This window comes from Alkalihalophilus sp. As8PL (assembly GCF_040939795.1).
GTDB classification, from domain to species: Bacteria; Bacillota; Bacilli; order Bacillales; family Bacillaceae_D; genus Alkalihalophilus; species Alkalihalophilus lindianensis.
In genome coordinates, this window is the sequence record NZ_CP162551.1 from 389,408 (window position 1) to 406,492 (window position 17,085).

The 17,085-nt window shown below is 38.2% G+C and carries 22 protein-coding genes; 13 read left to right on the forward strand and 9 right to left on the reverse strand.

All coding sequences use genetic code 11. The features are described from left to right. The first annotated feature begins 159 nt into the window (after positions 1–159). From AB3N04_RS03315 to AB3N04_RS03345, 7 genes are all read left to right on the forward strand, one after another. Entirely contained in the window at positions 160–363 is a 204-nt protein-coding gene (locus AB3N04_RS03315) for a DUF1659 domain-containing protein (RefSeq protein WP_368504715.1), read from the forward strand. 21 nt (positions 364–384) lie between these two features. Next, complete coding sequence (locus AB3N04_RS03320) at positions 385–609, forward strand: DUF2922 domain-containing protein (protein ID WP_317120542.1); 225 nt, start codon at positions 385–387, stop codon at positions 607–609. Between the two features lie 11 nt (positions 610–620). Beyond that, entirely contained in the window at positions 621–794 is a 174-nt protein-coding gene (locus AB3N04_RS03325) for a YvrJ family protein (protein WP_317120541.1), read from the forward strand. Between the two features lie 262 nt (positions 795–1,056). Continuing rightward, the gene (locus AB3N04_RS03330; RefSeq protein ID WP_368504716.1) at positions 1,057–1,536 is read left to right on the forward strand and encodes a hypothetical protein; all 480 of its coding nucleotides are present in this window, start codon (positions 1,057–1,059) and stop codon (positions 1,534–1,536) included. A gap of 27 nt (positions 1,537–1,563) precedes the next feature. Continuing rightward, the gene (locus AB3N04_RS03335; RefSeq protein ID WP_368504717.1) at positions 1,564–3,078 is read left to right on the forward strand and encodes a spore germination protein; all 1,515 of its coding nucleotides are present in this window, start codon (positions 1,564–1,566) and stop codon (positions 3,076–3,078) included. A gap of 17 nt (positions 3,079–3,095) precedes the next feature. Then, entirely contained in the window at positions 3,096–4,196 is a 1,101-nt protein-coding gene (locus tag AB3N04_RS03340) for a GerAB/ArcD/ProY family transporter (RefSeq protein WP_368504718.1), read from the forward strand. Continuing rightward, positions 4,193–5,269, forward strand: coding sequence for a Ger(x)C family spore germination protein (locus tag AB3N04_RS03345; RefSeq protein WP_368504719.1), 1,077 nt, complete (start codon positions 4,193–4,195; stop codon positions 5,267–5,269). The genes AB3N04_RS03340 and AB3N04_RS03345 overlap by 4 nt, the downstream gene beginning before the upstream one ends. A gap of 40 nt (positions 5,270–5,309) precedes the next feature. On the opposite strand, the gene AB3N04_RS03350 is transcribed toward AB3N04_RS03345, so the two are convergent. Next, on the reverse strand, positions 5,310–5,768 hold the full coding sequence (locus tag AB3N04_RS03350; RefSeq protein ID WP_368504720.1) for a DNA-3-methyladenine glycosylase I: 459 nt from the start codon (positions 5,766–5,768) through the stop codon (positions 5,310–5,312). Positions 5,769–5,895: 127 nt separating this feature from the next. Continuing rightward, positions 5,896–7,191: an NCS2 family permease gene (locus tag AB3N04_RS03355; RefSeq protein ID WP_368504721.1), complete on the reverse strand. Its 1,296-nt coding sequence runs from the start codon at positions 7,189–7,191 to the stop codon at positions 5,896–5,898. A 229-nt stretch (positions 7,192–7,420) separates the two neighbouring features. Here AB3N04_RS03355 and msrA point away from each other — a divergent pair, with 229 nt between their 5' ends. Both msrA and msrB read left to right on the forward strand, forming a co-directional pair. Next, complete coding sequence (msrA, locus tag AB3N04_RS03360) at positions 7,421–7,954, forward strand: peptide-methionine (S)-S-oxide reductase MsrA (RefSeq protein WP_368504722.1); 534 nt, start codon at positions 7,421–7,423, stop codon at positions 7,952–7,954. A 1-nt stretch (position 7,955) separates the two neighbouring features. After that, positions 7,956–8,390 carry a peptide-methionine (R)-S-oxide reductase MsrB gene (gene msrB, locus AB3N04_RS03365; protein ID WP_368504723.1) on the forward strand — a complete coding sequence of 145 codons (435 nt, stop codon included), beginning with the start codon at positions 7,956–7,958 and terminating at the stop codon, positions 8,388–8,390. 38 nt (positions 8,391–8,428) lie between these two features. Here msrB and AB3N04_RS03370 read toward each other — a convergent pair whose 3' ends face one another. From AB3N04_RS03370 to AB3N04_RS03385, 4 genes are all read right to left on the reverse strand, one after another. Continuing rightward, positions 8,429–9,463, reverse strand: coding sequence for a hypothetical protein (locus AB3N04_RS03370; protein WP_368504724.1), 1,035 nt, complete (start codon positions 9,461–9,463; stop codon positions 8,429–8,431). Next, complete coding sequence (locus tag AB3N04_RS03375) at positions 9,453–10,328, reverse strand: ABC transporter ATP-binding protein (RefSeq protein ID WP_368504725.1); 876 nt, start codon at positions 10,326–10,328, stop codon at positions 9,453–9,455. Before AB3N04_RS03375 ends, AB3N04_RS03370 begins: the two co-directional genes overlap by 11 nt. Then, complete coding sequence (locus AB3N04_RS03380; RefSeq protein ID WP_368504726.1) at positions 10,318–10,713, reverse strand: GntR family transcriptional regulator; 396 nt, start codon at positions 10,711–10,713, stop codon at positions 10,318–10,320. Before AB3N04_RS03380 ends, AB3N04_RS03375 begins: the two co-directional genes overlap by 11 nt. A 156-nt stretch (positions 10,714–10,869) precedes the next feature. Continuing rightward, on the reverse strand, positions 10,870–12,087 hold the full coding sequence (locus AB3N04_RS03385; RefSeq protein ID WP_368504727.1) for a NupC/NupG family nucleoside CNT transporter: 1,218 nt from the start codon (positions 12,085–12,087) through the stop codon (positions 10,870–10,872). 395 nt (positions 12,088–12,482) lie between these two features. On the opposite strand from AB3N04_RS03385, the gene fumC reads away from it, so the two are divergent. Beyond that, the gene (gene fumC / locus AB3N04_RS03390; protein ID WP_368504728.1) at positions 12,483–13,862 is read left to right on the forward strand and encodes a class II fumarate hydratase; all 1,380 of its coding nucleotides are present in this window, start codon (positions 12,483–12,485) and stop codon (positions 13,860–13,862) included. A gap of 45 nt (positions 13,863–13,907) precedes the next feature. Here the strand turns inward: fumC and AB3N04_RS03395 are convergent, their stop codons facing one another. Continuing rightward, the gene (locus AB3N04_RS03395) at positions 13,908–14,093 is read right to left on the reverse strand and encodes a hypothetical protein (protein WP_317120527.1); all 186 of its coding nucleotides are present in this window, start codon (positions 14,091–14,093) and stop codon (positions 13,908–13,910) included. Positions 14,094–14,216: 123 nt separating this feature from the next. After that, positions 14,217–14,768, reverse strand: coding sequence for a phosphatidylglycerophosphatase A (locus AB3N04_RS03400; protein ID WP_368504729.1), 552 nt, complete (start codon positions 14,766–14,768; stop codon positions 14,217–14,219). Between the two features lie 158 nt (positions 14,769–14,926). On the opposite strand from AB3N04_RS03400, the gene AB3N04_RS03405 reads away from it, so the two are divergent. The 3 genes from AB3N04_RS03405 (at position 14,927) to AB3N04_RS03415 (ending at position 16,707) form a co-directional block, all read left to right on the forward strand. Beyond that, positions 14,927–15,661 (forward strand): esterase family protein, encoded by a 735-nt coding sequence (locus AB3N04_RS03405; RefSeq protein WP_368504730.1) that lies wholly within the window; start codon positions 14,927–14,929, stop codon positions 15,659–15,661. A gap of 104 nt (positions 15,662–15,765) precedes the next feature. After that, a complete protein-coding gene (locus tag AB3N04_RS03410) occupies positions 15,766–16,275 on the forward strand; it encodes a YjcG family protein (RefSeq protein WP_368504731.1) in 510 nt (169 codons plus the stop codon). A 9-nt stretch (positions 16,276–16,284) separates the two neighbouring features. Further along, positions 16,285–16,707 carry a GNAT family N-acetyltransferase gene (locus AB3N04_RS03415; protein WP_368504732.1) on the forward strand — a complete coding sequence of 141 codons (423 nt, stop codon included), beginning with the start codon at positions 16,285–16,287 and terminating at the stop codon, positions 16,705–16,707. Between the two features lie 37 nt (positions 16,708–16,744). Here AB3N04_RS03415 and AB3N04_RS03420 read toward each other — a convergent pair whose 3' ends face one another. Then, complete coding sequence (locus AB3N04_RS03420; protein ID WP_368505984.1) at positions 16,745–17,065, reverse strand: MTH1187 family thiamine-binding protein; 321 nt, start codon at positions 17,063–17,065, stop codon at positions 16,745–16,747. Positions 17,066–17,085: the final 20 nt, after the last annotated feature.

Below are 17,085 nucleotides of genomic sequence, written 5' to 3' on the forward strand. Positions count from 1 at the left end.
TTTAGTGTACCCATTTTTTAAGTGAAACGAAACCTCAATTTAAAATTTCAGACTAAACACATAACTTGGACCTATTTCTATAAGTGTTACCTATAATTTAAAATTCATCACCTCTTTTATTTTCAACTTGCTATATATAGCATGAAAGGAGGTGATAACATGACTCAGCAAACGCGAATTACTTTACAATTTAATCTAGGAACAGACGTATTCGGAGATGAAATTTACCGTGAAAAGCGTTTTAACAACATCAAGGGAATGGCTACAGATGAGGCGATTGAGGAAGTGGCTCTTGCATTAGGTACCTTACAGCAACATACGCTTCAAGCAGTAGTACGTAATAACAGTTATAGACTGGTTTAAAAGTAAAAAGGAGATGAAGCAATGGCTAGACTATTAGAATTATTATTTGAAAACCAAGAAGGAAAACAAGTATCCATTTCAATTGAAGATCCAATTGAACCTGTTAATCCTGAAGATATCTACCAAGTGATGAATACGGTTATCGAAAAAAGTGTCTATACTTCATCAGGTGGTGATTTTGTGAGTATTCGGGGCGCACGAATCACGGAACGAGCAGTTGAAACGATTGAATTACCTGCACCATAAGCATGACAACTATGGAGATATGGATCCCACTTATTAGTGAATACGGCTTTCCCGTAATGGTCACGTTATACTTGCTCTACCGACTTGAACGTAAACTTGATCATGTCATTGAAGCCTTGCAACTTTTACGTGAGACGATTCCATCTGCAAACTCTGTTTCTTATTCAAAACATCATATCAAGTAACAAAGAAGCATGGACCGACTCCTTTTTGGTTCATGCTTTTTAGTATAGTAATCACCACGGTCGATAACTAAAAAATCAGGATAGAAAGATCATTTTAAGACAAACTACCACTAGTATAACCTACATCGTAGTTAGGACGGAGGAATGGATATGAATGCAACGAGCTCGCTCCAAGCGTTAGCATTTAATGAACACTTACTATATCTCAACCGCACTTACATAAGACCTAGATTCTTGAATAATAAGAAGGTCCACCGTCAAAATGAGTAAGGAAAAAAGAGTAGAAGCAATTCTTTGGAGCATTGCTTTTCCAGGCTTTGGACAATTCCTCAATCAGAAATTTTTAAAAGGGGTCTTTTTCGTTTTATTAGAATTTACAATTAATGTGCAAGCCAAATTGAACTTAGCTATTATTCCAAGTTTCTACGGAAATGGACATACAGCGAATGATACGGTGAATTATCAATGGATCATGTTTTACCCTTGTGTTTATTTATTTTCCATGTATGACGCTTATCGAGATGCAGGTGGAAAGCATGTAAAGTACTCCTTTATACCATTTGCTGTCTCTGCATATATCGGAACGATCGGTGTGATTTATTCACGAAGCTTTCAATTATTTGATCATGTCCTCGGGGTCATATGGTCACCTATTTTATTTCATTTAGTCGGCTTGGGGATTGGATTACTCATACGTTCAATCGTTCTATCCTTGGGGAAGCACGATTCAAAGGTTTCCTAGTACAAAAAGGGAGGAGGGATCTCTATCATGTCTTGGTTTACTCTGAAAAAGAAGTTATCTATTCCAACTACAAAAGACGAGGAACCCCTCACCATTAGCCAGGTGTTAGAAGATTGCTTAAGTTCTAACGACTTTGAACATGAATTAATCGTCACACCTTATAAAAATATTTGGATTTCTTATTTCAACACTTTAATCGATACAAATAAACTTCACGATGATGTCATTGAAAAAATTCAACATCATCAATTTCACACCCCGGAGGATTTACGAACATTTATTCCTCTAAAAGAAACCAAGCTCACTTCAGATGGCAAGGAAGTAGCAGATTCGCTTACGCGCGGGCATGTATGTATTCAACTTGAAGAGGATGCTGAACTTTGTATCCTTATTGGAATTGAAACGGAAGACAATCGTCAAATCACCATTCCAGAAGTAGAGTTTAGTGTACTAGGTCCAAAAGAATCTTTTGTTGAAGGGATTGACACTAACCTCAATCTAGTCCGAAAGCGTCTGCCTATTACAGACTTAAAAATAAAAGAATTCATCGTGGGGTCCCTCTCAAGAACGAGAGTTTGTATACTGTATATTGATTCGATTGCCAATGATGACAATGTAAACACGATGGTTGAACGAGTAAGTACGATCCAGTTCGATCAAATTAATGATAGTTCCTATATTAATCAAATGATTGAAGATCAATCGAACAGTCCATTCCCACAGTTTATCGATACTGAGAGACCAGACCGGGTTGCCGCCTTATTATCAGAAGGGAAAGTTGTGGTATTAGTAGATGGATCGCCTCAAGCTTTCAGTGGCCCAACCACTTTAGTAGAGTTTTTCTCTGCATTTGAAGATTATTTCCTGTCTTGGCATATTGCGACCGCCTTTCGTCTGATTCGTCTATTTGCTGTTTGGTTTTCTATTTTCGCTACTCCTTTGTATGTTGGTGTATTAACGTATCATGCAGAGATCATACCGCAAGATCTACTTGTTACTCTAATCGTCTCAAGAAGCGCGATTCCTTTTCCTCCTGTACTTGAAGCATTGTTTTTAGAACTTACGATTGAATTGCTTAGAGAGGCTGGGGCTAGATTGCCAACCAAAGTCGGGCAAACAATCGGTATCGTAGGCGGGATTGTTATCGGTACCGCGGCCGTTGAAGCTGGATTAACAAGTAATGTTCTCTTAATTATCGTTGCTTTAGCTGCGCTTGCATCCTTTACTACACCCGTCTATCGAATAGGTAATACAATTCGTTTAATTCGTTTTCCCTATATATTCGCAGCGCAGCTTTGGGGACTAATCGGGTTGGCAATCTTATTTAACTTTATGCTTGTTCATCTACTAACGATTACTTCACTTGGACGACCTTATTTAGCTCCCTTATATCCTACTCGCTTAGCTGATTTTAAAGATGCTTTTTTTAGATTACCATTTAACTTTCAATCTAAACGCCCTATTCACCTTCAAACGAAAAACAATGTACGATTCAACAAGGAAAAAGCGAAAGAGAAAAAAGATATTGATGAAGGTATATAAAGAAAGGAGGAAGATTGATGACAACCACCACAGTCTCAAAAACACCAAAAGAAGCGCTAATGATTCCTCCTTATCTCGTTTTCTACCTGATTCATTCGATGCAAATCGGAGTTGGTGTTCTCGGCTTCACTCGTTATATAGGAGATATAGCCGGTTATCGCGCGTGGATGGCCGTTTTATTGACTGGTGTTCTGTTTCATATTGTTGTATGGGTGATGTATCAAATATTGAATGAAAAAGATAAGGATATCGTATCCGTTCACCAACATGCATTCGGGAAATGGATTGGTGGCTTTTTTACTTTCATATTTATTATTTATATAACGTTTTTAGCTATGACAGTGTTACGAACCTATGTTGAAGTGGTTCAAATATGGATCTTTTCGGATTTACCTACCTGGGCCATGTCACTAAGTATTATTCTGATTGCTTATTATGCGATTACAAGTGGTTTTCGTGTAGTTGCTGGAGTTTGTTTTCTAGGGGTCGTTGTTCCTTTCTTTCTTCTTTTATCGGCTTTAGCTCCACTTGAATTTGCGACCTTCAGAAATTTATTGCCATTATTCGATACAACTATTAGTTCTCAAATAGAAGCAACGAAAGCAATGACCTTAAGCTTTCTAGGTCCTGAATTATTGTTGATTTTTTATCCCTTTATTCAGGAGCCAAAAAAATCACAGAAATATGCTCATTTCGCCATTCTGTTTACTACTTTTATCTATTTAACGATTACCCTTATCACGTTTGTTTTCTATAGTGAAAAGCAATTAGCAACGACGATATGGCCAACCCTTAGTGCATGGAAGGTAGTTGAACTCCCATTTATTGAGAGATTCGAATATTTAGGGATAGCCACATGGATGTTCGTTGTCATGCCTAATATTACTCTTGGCTTATGGGGAGCAAGTCGTGCTCTTAAACGTCAAATCAATATTTCTCACCGTAAAAGTATTATTGCGATGAGTGTGATTGCGTTTATCATTAGTATTAGCTTTACAACGAGAGGAGAAATTGACTTTTTAAATACAAATGTCTCAAAAACCGGGACGTATATCGCTTATTTCTATCTCCCACTACTCGCATTGATCTTGTATATAAGGAGGAAAATAAAAAAATGAAAAAAGGATTCATATTATGTATACTTTCCCTTTTATTCTTAAGCGGTTGCGTACAAACATTAGTATTAGATGAAATTCAGCTCATCCATTCGATAGGGTATGATTATTATGACGAAGATAGAATTGAAGCAACAGTCAGTGTCCCCGTTTATACAGTAGAGAATGTGATTGAAAGTGAAGTAATCACCGCCGTTGCCCAAACGAGCCGTGACGCAAGGCTTGAATTAAATGCCCAAGCCTCCAGACCCCTTCATAGTGGTAAAATCAACTCCATTTTATTTAATGAGGAGCTTGCTGAAAAAACGGGAATTATCCCTATACTCGATACATTCTCACGTGATGCTACCATTGGTATGAGAAATTACGTCATCTTAACGTCTGGCTCCACAAAAGAGTTGTTAAGTAATTCCTATCCCCTTGAGATGGAAGTAGCAACGTATATTGAGCAATTGATTGAACAAAACATGGAACGGCAGAACATTCCGAAATCTAATTTCCATTTGTTTATGAAGTATTATTATGAAGAAGGAAGAGACCCTTTCATCCCCTATATTAAACAGGACGCACAACATGTACAAGTGGACGGAGTTGCTTTGTTTAAAGGAGACCGCTATGTGCACAGATTAGATTTATCAGATGCTTTTGTGATGAAAATTCTACTTGAACCATTTGCACATGGCACCTATGAAATTGCACTAAAAGAGAAAGATGAATTTGCCGTGCTACGTAATATAGATTCACAAACGAAATTCACGATTGAAAAAGGAACCAATAAGCCGGCTATAGATCTGTTAATCAAATTCAAAGGAAAAGTAAATGAATATTCAGGTGAACGAATTGATCCAAAGAAATTAGAGGAAATCAAACAAACTTTAACAAAAAAATTAGAGGCAGATGCAAATAGGCTGATTGCCCTCTTTCAAGAAAAAGAGATTGACCCTATTGGAATTGGAAGTCGTGTTAAAGCAAAAAATTATCATTTCGATTTAAAGGAATGGGTAGACTTTTATCCTAATGCGACGATCAATGTGAAAGCTCAAGTTGAAATTACTGAAACGGGAGTTAGGGAATAAGATACAGAGACGCTTAGTTGTGTGCCACTCAGCGTCTCTATTAGTTATGGAGAAAGCACTGTTCATCATGAGGGGCTCCTAGAACACCTATTGCTATTAAGAAGCTCTCTGCTGTTGTGATACCGACATGTTTAAATTGAGTTTTAACTATTTCACAAGCTTGTTCTTGGTCTTTAGGAAGTTGTTTCAACCATTGATAAAAACTACCCTCAGATTCAACGATTCGTAACGTACGTTGAGCATTTTCAATCGTCGCTTCTATTTTTTTGCGATGCCGTATAATTCCTGGATCTTGCAACAATCGCTCTACATCCTTTTCAGTCAGACCTGCCACCCTTTCTACATTAAATTGATAAAATCGAACTCGAAATTGTGCACGTTTATAGAGCACTGTTCGCCAGCTCAAGCCAGCTTGAAAGACTTCAAGCGTAAGTGCTTCAAACAACTTTCGATCTTCCTTCACTCCCCTTCCCCACTCCTCATCGTGATACTTTATCATAAGAGGATCACTCTTACACCATTCACAACGCTTTACCATTTAAACACGCCCTTTTTAACATTAGTGTAGATTAAATCACTAACGTATGCAAAAAAGCTAGATCCCTCATAAGGAATCTAGCCCAGTGTTATCCACCAACTGAATGGAGAATCATATGAACTAAAAATAAGCTGGCAATAAAATAAAGTGGCACTGGCACCTCTTTCGCCTTCCCAATTGCCATCTTTAAAATGGGATAAGCGATGAAGCCAAATGCCATTCCTTCTGCAATACTATATGTTAAAGGAATGAGGGCAAGCACTAAAAAGGCTGGAAACCCCTCTGAAAAATCATGGAACGGAATCGATTTAATGTTTTGCACCATCAATCCGCCAACGACAAGTAAGATTGGTGCAATTGCACTATCCGGCACAGCGGTTATAAGAGGAATTATAAACAATGTAACACCAAATAATAAGCCTGTTACAATTGCCGTTAATCCCGTACGTCCACCAGCAGAGACACCTGCTGCGGTTTCAACCGTCGAAACCGTCGGGCTTGTGCCAAATAAACCAGATGATAGTGCAGAAACCGCATTAGCTCTTAGTGCTTTATTCGCTTTTTCGGGGTGACCGGTCATTTGCAAGTGCCCATGAATCAATCCAAGATTTTCAAATACAAGAACCATCGTCATTGAGAACACCGCAATCCAAAAAGCTAGACTAGCTATCCCTCCAAAGGAAAGTTCTCCAAACAACGAACCGTAGCTAGCGAGCGAGAAGTCCCCTGAAGTATTTTGACTAGGCCTAACACCGATAAAGTAAGCAAGGATTGACCCAACTACCATCGTAATCAAAAAATTACCCGGAACGCCTCGTACGAATAAAACAACAGCTATAATAAGCGTTAGGATCGTAGCTAATGGTAGCGGGGCCCCTAGGTGAGCGACCGAGATAAACGTCTCTTCATTCGCTTGAATCAAACCACCTTTTTGTAAGCCAATAAACGTTAAAAACAATCCAATTCCGACTGTTATTGCTTCTTTCAACGATTGAGGAATCGCCGCACTTAAGATCGGTGCAAGCTTTGTAAAAGCAATCACAATAAAAACCAATCCAGAAACAAAAACAGCAGCAAGCGCTTCTTGCCACGATAGTCCAAGTGCATGGACGAACGTGTACGTAAATAAAGCATTTACTCCCATACCTGGTACCAATATAATTGGTGCGTTACTCCAATATCCCATCAAAACACAGCCTACTAAAGACGTGACAATCGTTGCCACGATGGCTGCCTCAAGTGGAATCCCTGCGTCAGCTAAAATGACGCCATTAACAGCTACGATATAAACAATCGTTAAAAAGGACACCAGTCCAGCTGTCACCTCACGTTTGATGGACGTATTATGACCATCTAAATCAAACCGTTCAAATACCCCTTTCATTATTAACATTCAACTCTTTTCGTTGAATCCCTCTCCCACCCAGCGTCAGTTTCAAGAAACAGCGCCAAGATTATATAGTAGCACGGTTTCCATGTAGTGAGAAGCATAATTTATTATGTACAAATAATATGATCCATCTCTCTAATCAACAACCTATAGGCGTATCACAGGTCAGCTACATGTGCATCATGATATACTAAGAATTATTAAGCTAAAGGGGTGGTGCAAGATGAATGATTCTTTTAAAAAAGCAACATTTGCGGGGGGTTGCTTCTGGTGTATGGTTAAGCCATTTGACACCTATGATGGCATTGAATCCGTCCTTTCAGGTTATACAGGGGGTCACACTAAAAACCCCACTTATAAAGAAGTATGTTCTGAAACTACTGGACATTATGAAGCTGTGGAAATTACGTATGATCCAACTAAATTTACGTACAAACAACTAGTCGAGATCTTTTGGCAGCAAATAGACCCAACCGATGCAGGTGGACAATTTCATGACCGTGGAAATTCCTACCGACCAGCGATCTTTTACCATGATGTAGAGCAAAAAGAAACCGCCGAAAAATCAAAAGAGGAATTACATTCAAGTGGTCGTTTTAATAAACCAATTGCTGTAGAAATACTTCCCGCTAAGCCATTTTATCCTGCCGAAGATTATCATCAAGACTATTACAAAAAAAATCCTTTTCATTACATGATGTATCAAAAAGGCTCAGGACGAGCAGCCTTTATTAAAAATAATTGGGAGGATGCATAAGATGAGTGTAAATAAAGATGAGCTAAAAAAACGACTAACCCCTATGCAATTTGAAGTGACACAGAATAATGGAACCGAACCACCATTTCGCAATGAATATTATAAGGTCGAGGATGACGGCATTTATGTAGACATCGTTTCTGGCAAACCATTATTCAGCTCATTAGATAAGTACGATGCTGGCTGTGGCTGGCCAAGCTTTACTAAGCCAATTGTTGATGAGGAAGTAATCGAAAAAGAAGATCGCTCCCACTTTATGGTTCGCACAGAAGTACGTAGTAAAGAAGCAGACTCTCACTTAGGCCATGTGTTTAATGACGGACCTGGACCTAATGGACTGCGCTATTGTATTAATTCTGCGGCCCTTCGTTTTGTCCCTAAAGAAGAGCTTGAGAAAGAAGGATACGCAGCCTATTTAAAATTGTTTCAAGCCTAAAAAAGGAAGCACATCTCATATTGAGATGTGCTTTTACTCTACTTCCCTTTTATGGTGATGTTCATCGAGAATAAACGCTTGGTTAATAAATAACTCAAGTAGGTAAAAATAGAAGCCCCTACCCAGTAAAACACTACCATTAAAGTACCACCACTTTGTAAGCTCCATGGAACTAATCCAGAACCAACCATTCCTCCAAGTAATGCAAAGCAAACAATAATACCTACGCGAAAAAACGGTTCAAGTTGTTTGAATATCAGAAATTCTCCATTGTATTCACTAAGGTTCCGTTCATATAACCATTGACCAAGTACAAGAAAGACAATGATTGCCACACCCGGAACCCATACACTCATAAATTCAGAATCTCCCATAGCTGAAGTAGGGTTGTAGACGGTATAGACTGGCCATATGAACCTTGCAGCTTCTTCAGACATTCTTCCTAGTAGGAAACTATTGTTAAAGTTAATATCAAAAAAGTATCCTAGTAATAGCAAAATTCCAACTGGGAAAATAGTAAAAATAAAGGTTAATGCTATTTGTGAAATCATTTCCCCTGTAATGGTTCCAATCAATAAAGTGAAACTATATGTTGCGACAAAACCTAATAGGGGTAAGATAAAGGCTTCAGCGATATTGACTCCTTCTAAATGGAAGCCAAATTCAGAGCTATTTACTAGTAAATAAGTGCAAGCGAATGTAAGAGAATAAATAATACTTGTGGGTACAACTCCTATTACCCACTTTACAAAAAACATCGTTCGTCTTTTATATGGCAAGGCAAAAGCAAAATCTTGACGCCTCGTACTGCGTTCAGAACCAATTAATTGAACCGCTAATGTGACAAGTAAAATAAGGATAACAATTGAAAATACGCTCATCCCTAAAGAACTATGAACCGACCACGCTAGATACTCCATCGCTTCCGTTGGATTTAACCTAATTTCTTCTCGCCAATTTTCTAAGCTAACCATGGCACGAATTGGGAAATGAAACAGAAATAATAATGCAATCATCAGTAAAATCGCTCTTGACTGCTTCCACTCTTTTCGAATCAACCCTTTAACCGACAAACTGCTCACCTCCAAGTTTAGCGACGAATAAGTCCTCAAGCGTCATTGGTAACTCTTCCATATAAAGGGGATGTGCATCCTTTATCTTCTCAATGCCTAGATTCGTTTCATCTTCAAAAATAAGGACGTACACTTTCCCTGTTTCGCCAATGACCGTTCCTAATTTCTTAACTAAATCAGGCATTCCATGTGGAAACACGACCTGAACTTTTTTATAAGATTCTTTGATTGTATCTAGTGAATAAGTTTCCGATACTTCCCCTTTTTTTAGCATGATAATCGTATCCGCAAGGTACTCGAGTTCATCCAATCGGTGAGAAGAGATGACAACAGCTACATTAAAATCAGCTACAGCTTCAACAATAAATTGAAGAATTCGTTTTTTCACAATGATATCAAGTCCATCTGTTGGCTCATCGAGTAAAACGTATGTTGCTTTTGTAGAAAATGCTAAGATAAGAGCGAATAGAGCTTTCATCCCTTTAGAGAAAGATCCAACCTTACCACTCTTAGGCAAGGTAAAACGCTCAAGCAAGGAATAAAATAATTCTTCATCAAACTTTGGGTAAATGTCTTTGTAGAGCTGGCAAATTTCTTTAATCGAGTAAGATTTGAGCGCTTCTGGAGAATCAGGAACAAACACAATATCTTGTTTCACTTCAGGGTTAGAATAGATACTTTGTTCATTTAACTGGATGTCTCCTGCCTCCGGAGTTATGATACCAACCATTAGCTGTAGTAACGTCGTTTTCCCTGCCCCGTTTCGTCCGATTAACCCAGTAACCTTTCCTGGTTCAACTTCAAATGTAATCCCTTTTAATATTGGCTTTTGTTTAATTGTTTTCGATACACCCTTAATCAGCATGACGAGTTCCCCCTAAAGCTTTAAATTCTTTTTCAACCCATTCAATCATTTCCTCTTTTGTAACGTTGGCATAGTTCGCTTCAACGACGAGTTTATTTAACTGATCTTGAATGATTTTCCGTTGTCTAGGATCAATCGCTCTTTCTGATGCTTGTGCCACAAACGTCCCTTTCCCCCTTACCGTAACAATGACATCTTGACGCTCCAATTCTTTGTACGCCTTACTGACTGTATTAGGATTCATTACAATTTGCGCAGCTAGCTCGCGAACCGACGGCAACTGCTCCCCCTCTTCAAGAATTCCTTTTGCAATCAATTCTTTCACTTGCTGTACGATTTGCTCATAAAGCGGTGTTTGACTCTTCGAATTAATTGTTAAGAACATTAGCTCACCACCTTAGTGTCTTAAGTGTACTACACTCATTAATACACTTATTACAGTTAGTATATGAAAGCTTTCCTCAATTGTCAATAAAAGGTTTCAAACAAAAAAATCTGTACATTTGCCATGAAGGCAAATGTACAGATTGATCGTAAATAATTAAATTAACATACCAGCGATTGCTGCACTTAATAATGATGCAAGCATACCAGCTGCTACTGCACGAAGACCTAGACGAGCTATGTCTCCACGACGTTCTGGTGCAAGCTTACCCAGACCACCAAGCAAAATACCGAGTGAGGAAAGGTTCGCAAAGCCACAAAGAGCAAAACTGATTACAATAACAGCTTTTTCACTTAAGTTTTCAATCTCAGGTGCAAATGATAAATAAGCCACAAATTCATTAACGACAAGCTTTTGACCGATAAAGCTACCTGCCATTACAGCCTCATCCCAAGGTACACCAATTAAAAAGGCTAATGGGGCAAAGACATAACCAAGAATCAATTCAAGTGACAACTGTTCAAATCCAGCGAAACCACCTAGGAATGAAAGAAGACCATTAATTAAAGCAATCAACGCAACGAACGCAATAAGCATAGCAGCGATATTTAATGCAAGGGTTAAACCTGTGCTAGCCCCTTTTGCAGCTGCGTCAATAATATTTACAGTGTCTTCATCTTTTGCTAATTCGAAATCGTCTACCGCATTTGTTGTACGTTCCGTTTCTGGCACAATCATTTTTGCCATGATCAAACCAGCTGGTGCTGCCATGAAACTAGCTGCTAACAAGTATTCAAGCGGTACACCGAGCAATGCATACCCAATTAATACGGAACCAGCAACAGAGGCAAGCCCTCCAGTCATAACAGCAAATAGTTCAGATTGAGACATTTTATTTAAGTAAGGCTTAACAATAAGCGGTGCTTCCGTTTGGCCAACAAAAATGTTAGCTGCGGCTGACATTGACTCAGTCTTAGATGTACCAAGCAACTTCGCAAGTCCTCCACCGATAAATTTAATAACGAATTGCATAACTCCAATATAGTATAGAACTGAAATAAGAGCAGAGAAGAAAATAACGACCGAGAGAACATTAATAGCAAAAACAAATTCTACTCCCGTTCCATCGAAGAACCCACCAAACACAAAGTCAATTCCTTCGTTTGCTGCACTAATGATCCATTGGACACCTTCGGTTAATCCTTGTAGCGCATTTTGACCAATTGTCGTTTTTAAGACAAGAAGAGCGAATAGGACTTGGATAGCTAGTCCACCTAAAATTGTCCTTGGGCGGATCGCTTTACGATTTGAAGACAAAAGATAAGCAACCGCAAAGACCGTTATAATCCCAACCATTCCCCATAAAAAATTCATATCAATCGCACCTCATTTTCATTTTTTTAACGAGCACAATACTCAAATCGCCAGACGAATACACATCCTATTCCAAAAGAAAACGCCTTCATGCAATACCGAATGATCAACGTCTTTAGCATGCTTCATGAACACTTCCTCTATGTATGAACGTTCAAAAAGCATTTTTGAAAACGCTTACCGATTAAGCATAATAGTATGAAAGCGGTGTCGAATTTTGCAAATGATTGTCTAGTTGTCAGACGTCCGAACTTCTTCCTTACTATATCAACTTGCATAAAAAAAGTAAATAGAAATTACAGGTTAAATTGTATCAATTAATTTCTTTCATTTGGGGTATGTATGAATAGGCGTTGTTTTAGATCATCTTAATAGAGTAGAAGGGAGTTTTTAATATGAGTAAACGTGTAGAACGAGATACATTAGGAGAAATGTATGTAGAAGAAGATAAACTTTGGGGGGCTCAAACTCAAAGAAGTCTTGAAAATTTTCCGATCGGTAAAGAAAAAATCCCAAGCGAGATGATTACAGCTTTTCTCGAATTAAAAAAAGCGTGTGCTGTTATCAATCAACGTGTCGGTGCCCTTGAGGAGAAAAAATCTTCTGCAATCATACATGCTATTCAACGCTTGCTTGAACAAAATGCTAGTAAGCACTTCCCTCTAGTTGTATGGCAAACCGGCAGTGGAACACAATCAAATATGAATGTAAATGAAGTGATCGCTCGTTTGGCAAATGAGGCTGAAAGTGACCTCATTCATCCAAATGATGATGTGAACCGTTCCCAAAGTTCGAATGACACCTTCCCCACTGCGATGCACATAGCGACTGTTATTGCAGTGGAGAAAACTCTTTATCAAGAACTCGATAAAATGATTGATACGTGCAAACAAAAAGAAAATGAATTTAATCAGGTTGTAAAGATTGGACGCACCCACCTTCAAGATGCAACTCCACTCACAGTTGCTCAAGAAATTAGCGGATGGCGCCATATGCTTGAGACGAGTAAAAAAATGATTGAAGAAAGCCTTGAGCATGTCCGAATTTTAACAATCGGCGGGACAGCAGTTGGGACTGGCTTGAATGCACCAAATGGGTTTGGAGAAGCCGTAAGTGAACAACTTGAAACACAATTAGGAACGTCATTCAAAGCATCTACAAACTATTTCCATGGTTTAACCAGTCACGATGCACTAGTTGGTTTACATGGAAACCTAAAAGGACTGGCTGCAAACCTTTTTAAAATAGCTAGCGATATTCGCCTCCTCGCCTCAGGTCCACGTTCTGGAATTGGAGAGTATCAATTACCGATCAATGAACCAGGAAGCTCGATTATGCCTGGTAAAGTAAATCCGACTCAAGCTGAAGCATTAACGATGGTATGTGCCCAAGTTTTCGGAAATGATACAACCGTTGGGTTCGCTGCTAGTCAGGGCCACTTTCAATTAAATGTGTTCAAACCAGTTATCATTTACAATGTGTTGCAATCGATTGAATTATTACGTGATGGTATGGCTAGTTTCCATGAACGTTGTTTAGCTGGTTTAGAGATAAACGAAGAAAAAATGAAAGATCATTTGAATAATTCGCTTATGTTAATTACAGCCTTAAATCCTCATATCGGCTACGAAAAAGCAGCTAAAATTGCGAAACTCGCTTTTCAAGAGAATCTTACATTAAAAGATGCAGCTTTAGAGACAGGTTATATTACAGCCGAAGATTTTGATAAATGGGTTCGCCCTGAAAACATGACAAATCAAAACTCTTCGTCTTAATAAAACAAAACGAGCAAAGACTCACATTGAGTCTTTGCTCGTTTTTTACATTTTTTCATCATACGTATAGCGAACAATGTATTTATTCGTTTTTAGTTTACGAACCTCTACTAAAGGACCAATCTCATACCCATTTACCCAATTGTCTTCAAGCTTTGCCTTGATACAGCCAGCTTGAAATTTAGTACGAAACGTTTGTTTATAATAGATCCACTTCGGCAACGATTTCATCACTAGCGCAAACCTTCTTTCATCCAATTTCTTCTATTATACTTAATCAAAAAAGGAAGCTCAATTTTTTCGAGATAAAACGCCTAACAAATTTTTTGCTAGGCGTTCTAATCTCGTTCAGTTTTATCCAATTAATTCTTCATCTTCACGTTTCTTAATATCTTCTAAACGACGATTTTCTTGTTTATCACGTAGTCTGTGAGCAAGCCTTGCTGCTGCACTTGCTGCAATACTTGCAACAAGGTCATCAAGGAATGTATGTATTTCTGGTTTACGATTATCAAGTTCATGGATAATACCTACTTTTTGTTTATCAAGATAGCCAAACGTTGTCACAGCTATACTTCCAAATCCAAAAACAGATCCTAATGCGATCGTTTCATCGACACCAAACAAGCCTTCGTCTGATTCAATTAACGATTGGAGTGGCTCTGAGAGTTGTTTCTTCTCCGCTAAAACATCTAATTCAATCCCTACTAGAACTGCATGTTGAATCTCTCTTTTCAGAAGGACAGCATCTGCACTTTCATAGCATTCTTCAAATGTTAGCTCTGAATTATATGGAAGCTGAAGATCATATACAATCTTCGCGATATCTTCAATTGTTACCCCACGTTCTTTTAATTTCTCTCTAGCAGCTTGTTCAATAACTTCACAATGTACTGGTATTTTCATGTTGAACCCTCCTCTTTTTTCTATCTTATCATAATTTCCAGAACAGTCATTCATTTTGCTTTGTTTAAGTCGAACCCGATTCCTTGAAAAGGTTTTTCAACACAACTTATGTTAAAATAGAAGCATCAACTTAGCTAGACAGAAAGGATTGGCATAGAATGGCGAGACCATATGAAGGTACATTATCTGAGGAATTATTTACAAGTGAATATTTAGAAACAGAGCAAAAATTATTATTTTATACACCACCAAACTTTACACCACTAAAGTCATATGACTTACTTATTTGCCAAGATGGAAATGATTACTTTCAATTAGGTCGTATTCCAAGACAAGTAGAAGACTTAGTTGAAGAAGCGGAATTACGAGACCTGATTATCGTCGGTGTTCCTTATCCTAATGTTGACGAACGACGTAAGCGCTACCATCCAGATGGCGAGAAAGCTCAAGCCTATATCCGTTTTCTTGCACATGAATTAGTTCCTTACTTGGATGATAAATTTCCAACCCATCAACTAGCAGCTAGCCGAACTCTTGCTGGAGATTCATTAGCGGCTACCATTTCTTTAATGGCGGCACTCAAATACCCTAGCTTGTTTGGACAAGTCATGATGCATTCTCCATATGTAAATGAAACTGTTCTGGAGGCAGTATCTGCTTGCAAAAAATCAGAAGCCATTTCCATCTATCATGTAATCGGCACGAAGGAAACAACCGTTAAAACAACGGATGGAAAAGTACTTGATTTCCTTACACCCAATCGTGAATTACATGCATTATTAAAGGAAAAGAGTTTTCCATATAGCTATTATGAATTCGACGGCGACCATACGTGGACTCATTGGCAAAAAGATTTGCCACGAGCTCTAACTACACTCTTACCTTTTGATTAAAAATTGAGATATCAATTCTATAAAAAAGGTGACAAAGAGCCAATAGACATTTTTACCAACAATCTGTATGATAAATAAAAACGAGATTGAGGAGGATGAGGACGATGAAGTATGGTATTGCATTATTTCCAGCTAAGAAATTGCAAGATTTAGCGAATTCATTCCGTATGCGTTATGATTCACATTATGCGTGGATTCCACCACACATCACAGTAAAAGAACCATTTGAAGTGAGTGATGATAATCTTCCTTACATCACAGCAAAGTTAAGAGAAATTGCTTCTAATTTATCACCTGTTGAAATTGATGTATACAAAGTCGATACGTTTTCACCACAATCCAATACCATTTTCTTCAAAATCAGAGAGCATAAAACTCTTACTGCTTTGTACGAAAAGCTTCATAATGAACCTTTTGAAGAGAATAAAAAATACAAGTTCATTCCACATGTAACGATTGGGCAAGACTTATCAAAGGATGAAGTGGCTGACATAGTAGGTCGCTTGAAAATGAAAAAGGTCGAGCACCACGAAGTGATTGATCGCATGCAATTAATGTATCAACTAGAAAACGGATCATGGACCGTCTATGAGACATTTCGATTAGGAGAGTAATGAATTACGATGAATGTGTTAAAGGTAACGAATGATGCCCAATTAAAAGATGCTTATGCTATTAGAATGAAAGTTTTTGTCGATGAACAACATGTTCCTAAAGAAGAAGAACTAGATGATCTTGAAAAAGTTGCTACTCACTTTGTGATGTATCAAGAAGATCAAGTGGTTGGTGCAGGTCGTCTACGTGTTGTTGATGAGGTTGCAAAAGTAGAACGAATTTGTATCTCAAAAGAAATACGAGGGACCGGTGCTGGTCGTCTCCTAATGAGCAAAATAGAAAATGAGGCACGCTCTCTTGGTTTATCAAAAGCTAAACTAAATGCTCAAACGCACGCTGCTCCTTTTTATTCAAAATTAGGATATGAAACGATTTCAGGTGAATTTCTTGATGCTGGTATTCCACATGTCACAATGACTAAAACGTTATAACATAAAAAAACGAACCCATTATGGGTTCGTTTTTATGTTATTCCTCTACCTTTTGCTCTAATCGCGCTTCAACTGATTTACGTTTACTTTGCAAAGTAGATTCCTTATCACGTCGGTCATCTATGCGAATATTTGTTGCTACTCGTTTTAACCCATATTTAAATGGGACCTCGTGAATTTCTTGAATGACTTCAAATAATACAGGTAATTCACCCTCAATTAATGTGCTCATTGGGGTTAGCTCAAATGTGATTTTCCCTTCATAACTAGCCAATACCTGTTGAATTTCCGCGACATATTGACTCACACTTGGGCTTTCTGTACCGATTGGAATCACCGTAACATCTACAATTGCCATATGCTTTTCCTCCTTTTTCT

Excerpts from the sequence above, each read along its gene's own strand:
- AB3N04_RS03395 (WP_317120527.1), bottom strand. The coding sequence starts at position 14,093 with ATGAAATCGTTGCCGAAGTGGATCTATTATAAACAAACGTTTCGTACT.
- AB3N04_RS03320 (WP_317120542.1), top strand. The coding sequence starts at position 385 with ATGGCTAGACTATTAGAATTATTATTTGAAAACCAAGAAGGAAAACAA.
- AB3N04_RS03325 (WP_317120541.1), top strand. The coding sequence starts at position 621 with ATGGAGATATGGATCCCACTTATTAGTGAATACGGCTTTCCCGTAATG.
- AB3N04_RS03315 (WP_368504715.1), top strand. The coding sequence starts at position 160 with ATGACTCAGCAAACGCGAATTACTTTACAATTTAATCTAGGAACAGAC.
- AB3N04_RS03340 (WP_368504718.1), top strand. The coding sequence starts at position 3,096 with ATGACAACCACCACAGTCTCAAAAACACCAAAAGAAGCGCTAATGATT.
- AB3N04_RS03330 (WP_368504716.1), top strand. The coding sequence starts at position 1,057 with ATGAGTAAGGAAAAAAGAGTAGAAGCAATTCTTTGGAGCATTGCTTTT.
- AB3N04_RS03400 (WP_368504729.1), bottom strand. The coding sequence starts at position 14,768 with ATGAAAATACCAGTACATTGTGAAGTTATTGAACAAGCTGCTAGAGAG.
- AB3N04_RS03350 (WP_368504720.1), bottom strand. The coding sequence starts at position 5,768 with ATGATAAAGTATCACGATGAGGAGTGGGGAAGGGGAGTGAAGGAAGAT.
- AB3N04_RS03405 (WP_368504730.1), top strand. The coding sequence starts at position 14,927 with ATGGCGAGACCATATGAAGGTACATTATCTGAGGAATTATTTACAAGT.
- AB3N04_RS03335 (WP_368504717.1), top strand. The coding sequence starts at position 1,564 with ATGTCTTGGTTTACTCTGAAAAAGAAGTTATCTATTCCAACTACAAAA.
- AB3N04_RS03420 (WP_368505984.1), bottom strand. The coding sequence starts at position 17,065 with ATGGCAATTGTAGATGTTACGGTGATTCCAATCGGTACAGAAAGCCCA.
- AB3N04_RS03410 (WP_368504731.1), top strand. The coding sequence starts at position 15,766 with ATGAAGTATGGTATTGCATTATTTCCAGCTAAGAAATTGCAAGATTTA.
- AB3N04_RS03385 (WP_368504727.1), bottom strand. The coding sequence starts at position 12,087 with ATGAATTTTTTATGGGGAATGGTTGGGATTATAACGGTCTTTGCGGTT.
- AB3N04_RS03415 (WP_368504732.1), top strand. The coding sequence starts at position 16,285 with ATGAATGTGTTAAAGGTAACGAATGATGCCCAATTAAAAGATGCTTAT.
- AB3N04_RS03380 (WP_368504726.1), bottom strand. The coding sequence starts at position 10,713 with ATGTTCTTAACAATTAATTCGAAGAGTCAAACACCGCTTTATGAGCAA.
- AB3N04_RS03375 (WP_368504725.1), bottom strand. The coding sequence starts at position 10,328 with ATGCTGATTAAGGGTGTATCGAAAACAATTAAACAAAAGCCAATATTA.
- msrB (WP_368504723.1), top strand. The coding sequence starts at position 7,956 with ATGAGTGTAAATAAAGATGAGCTAAAAAAACGACTAACCCCTATGCAA.
- AB3N04_RS03355 (WP_368504721.1), bottom strand. The coding sequence starts at position 7,191 with ATGAAAGGGGTATTTGAACGGTTTGATTTAGATGGTCATAATACGTCC.
- AB3N04_RS03345 (WP_368504719.1), top strand. The coding sequence starts at position 4,193 with ATGAAAAAAGGATTCATATTATGTATACTTTCCCTTTTATTCTTAAGC.
- msrA (WP_368504722.1), top strand. The coding sequence starts at position 7,421 with ATGAATGATTCTTTTAAAAAAGCAACATTTGCGGGGGGTTGCTTCTGG.
- fumC (WP_368504728.1), top strand. The coding sequence starts at position 12,483 with ATGAGTAAACGTGTAGAACGAGATACATTAGGAGAAATGTATGTAGAA.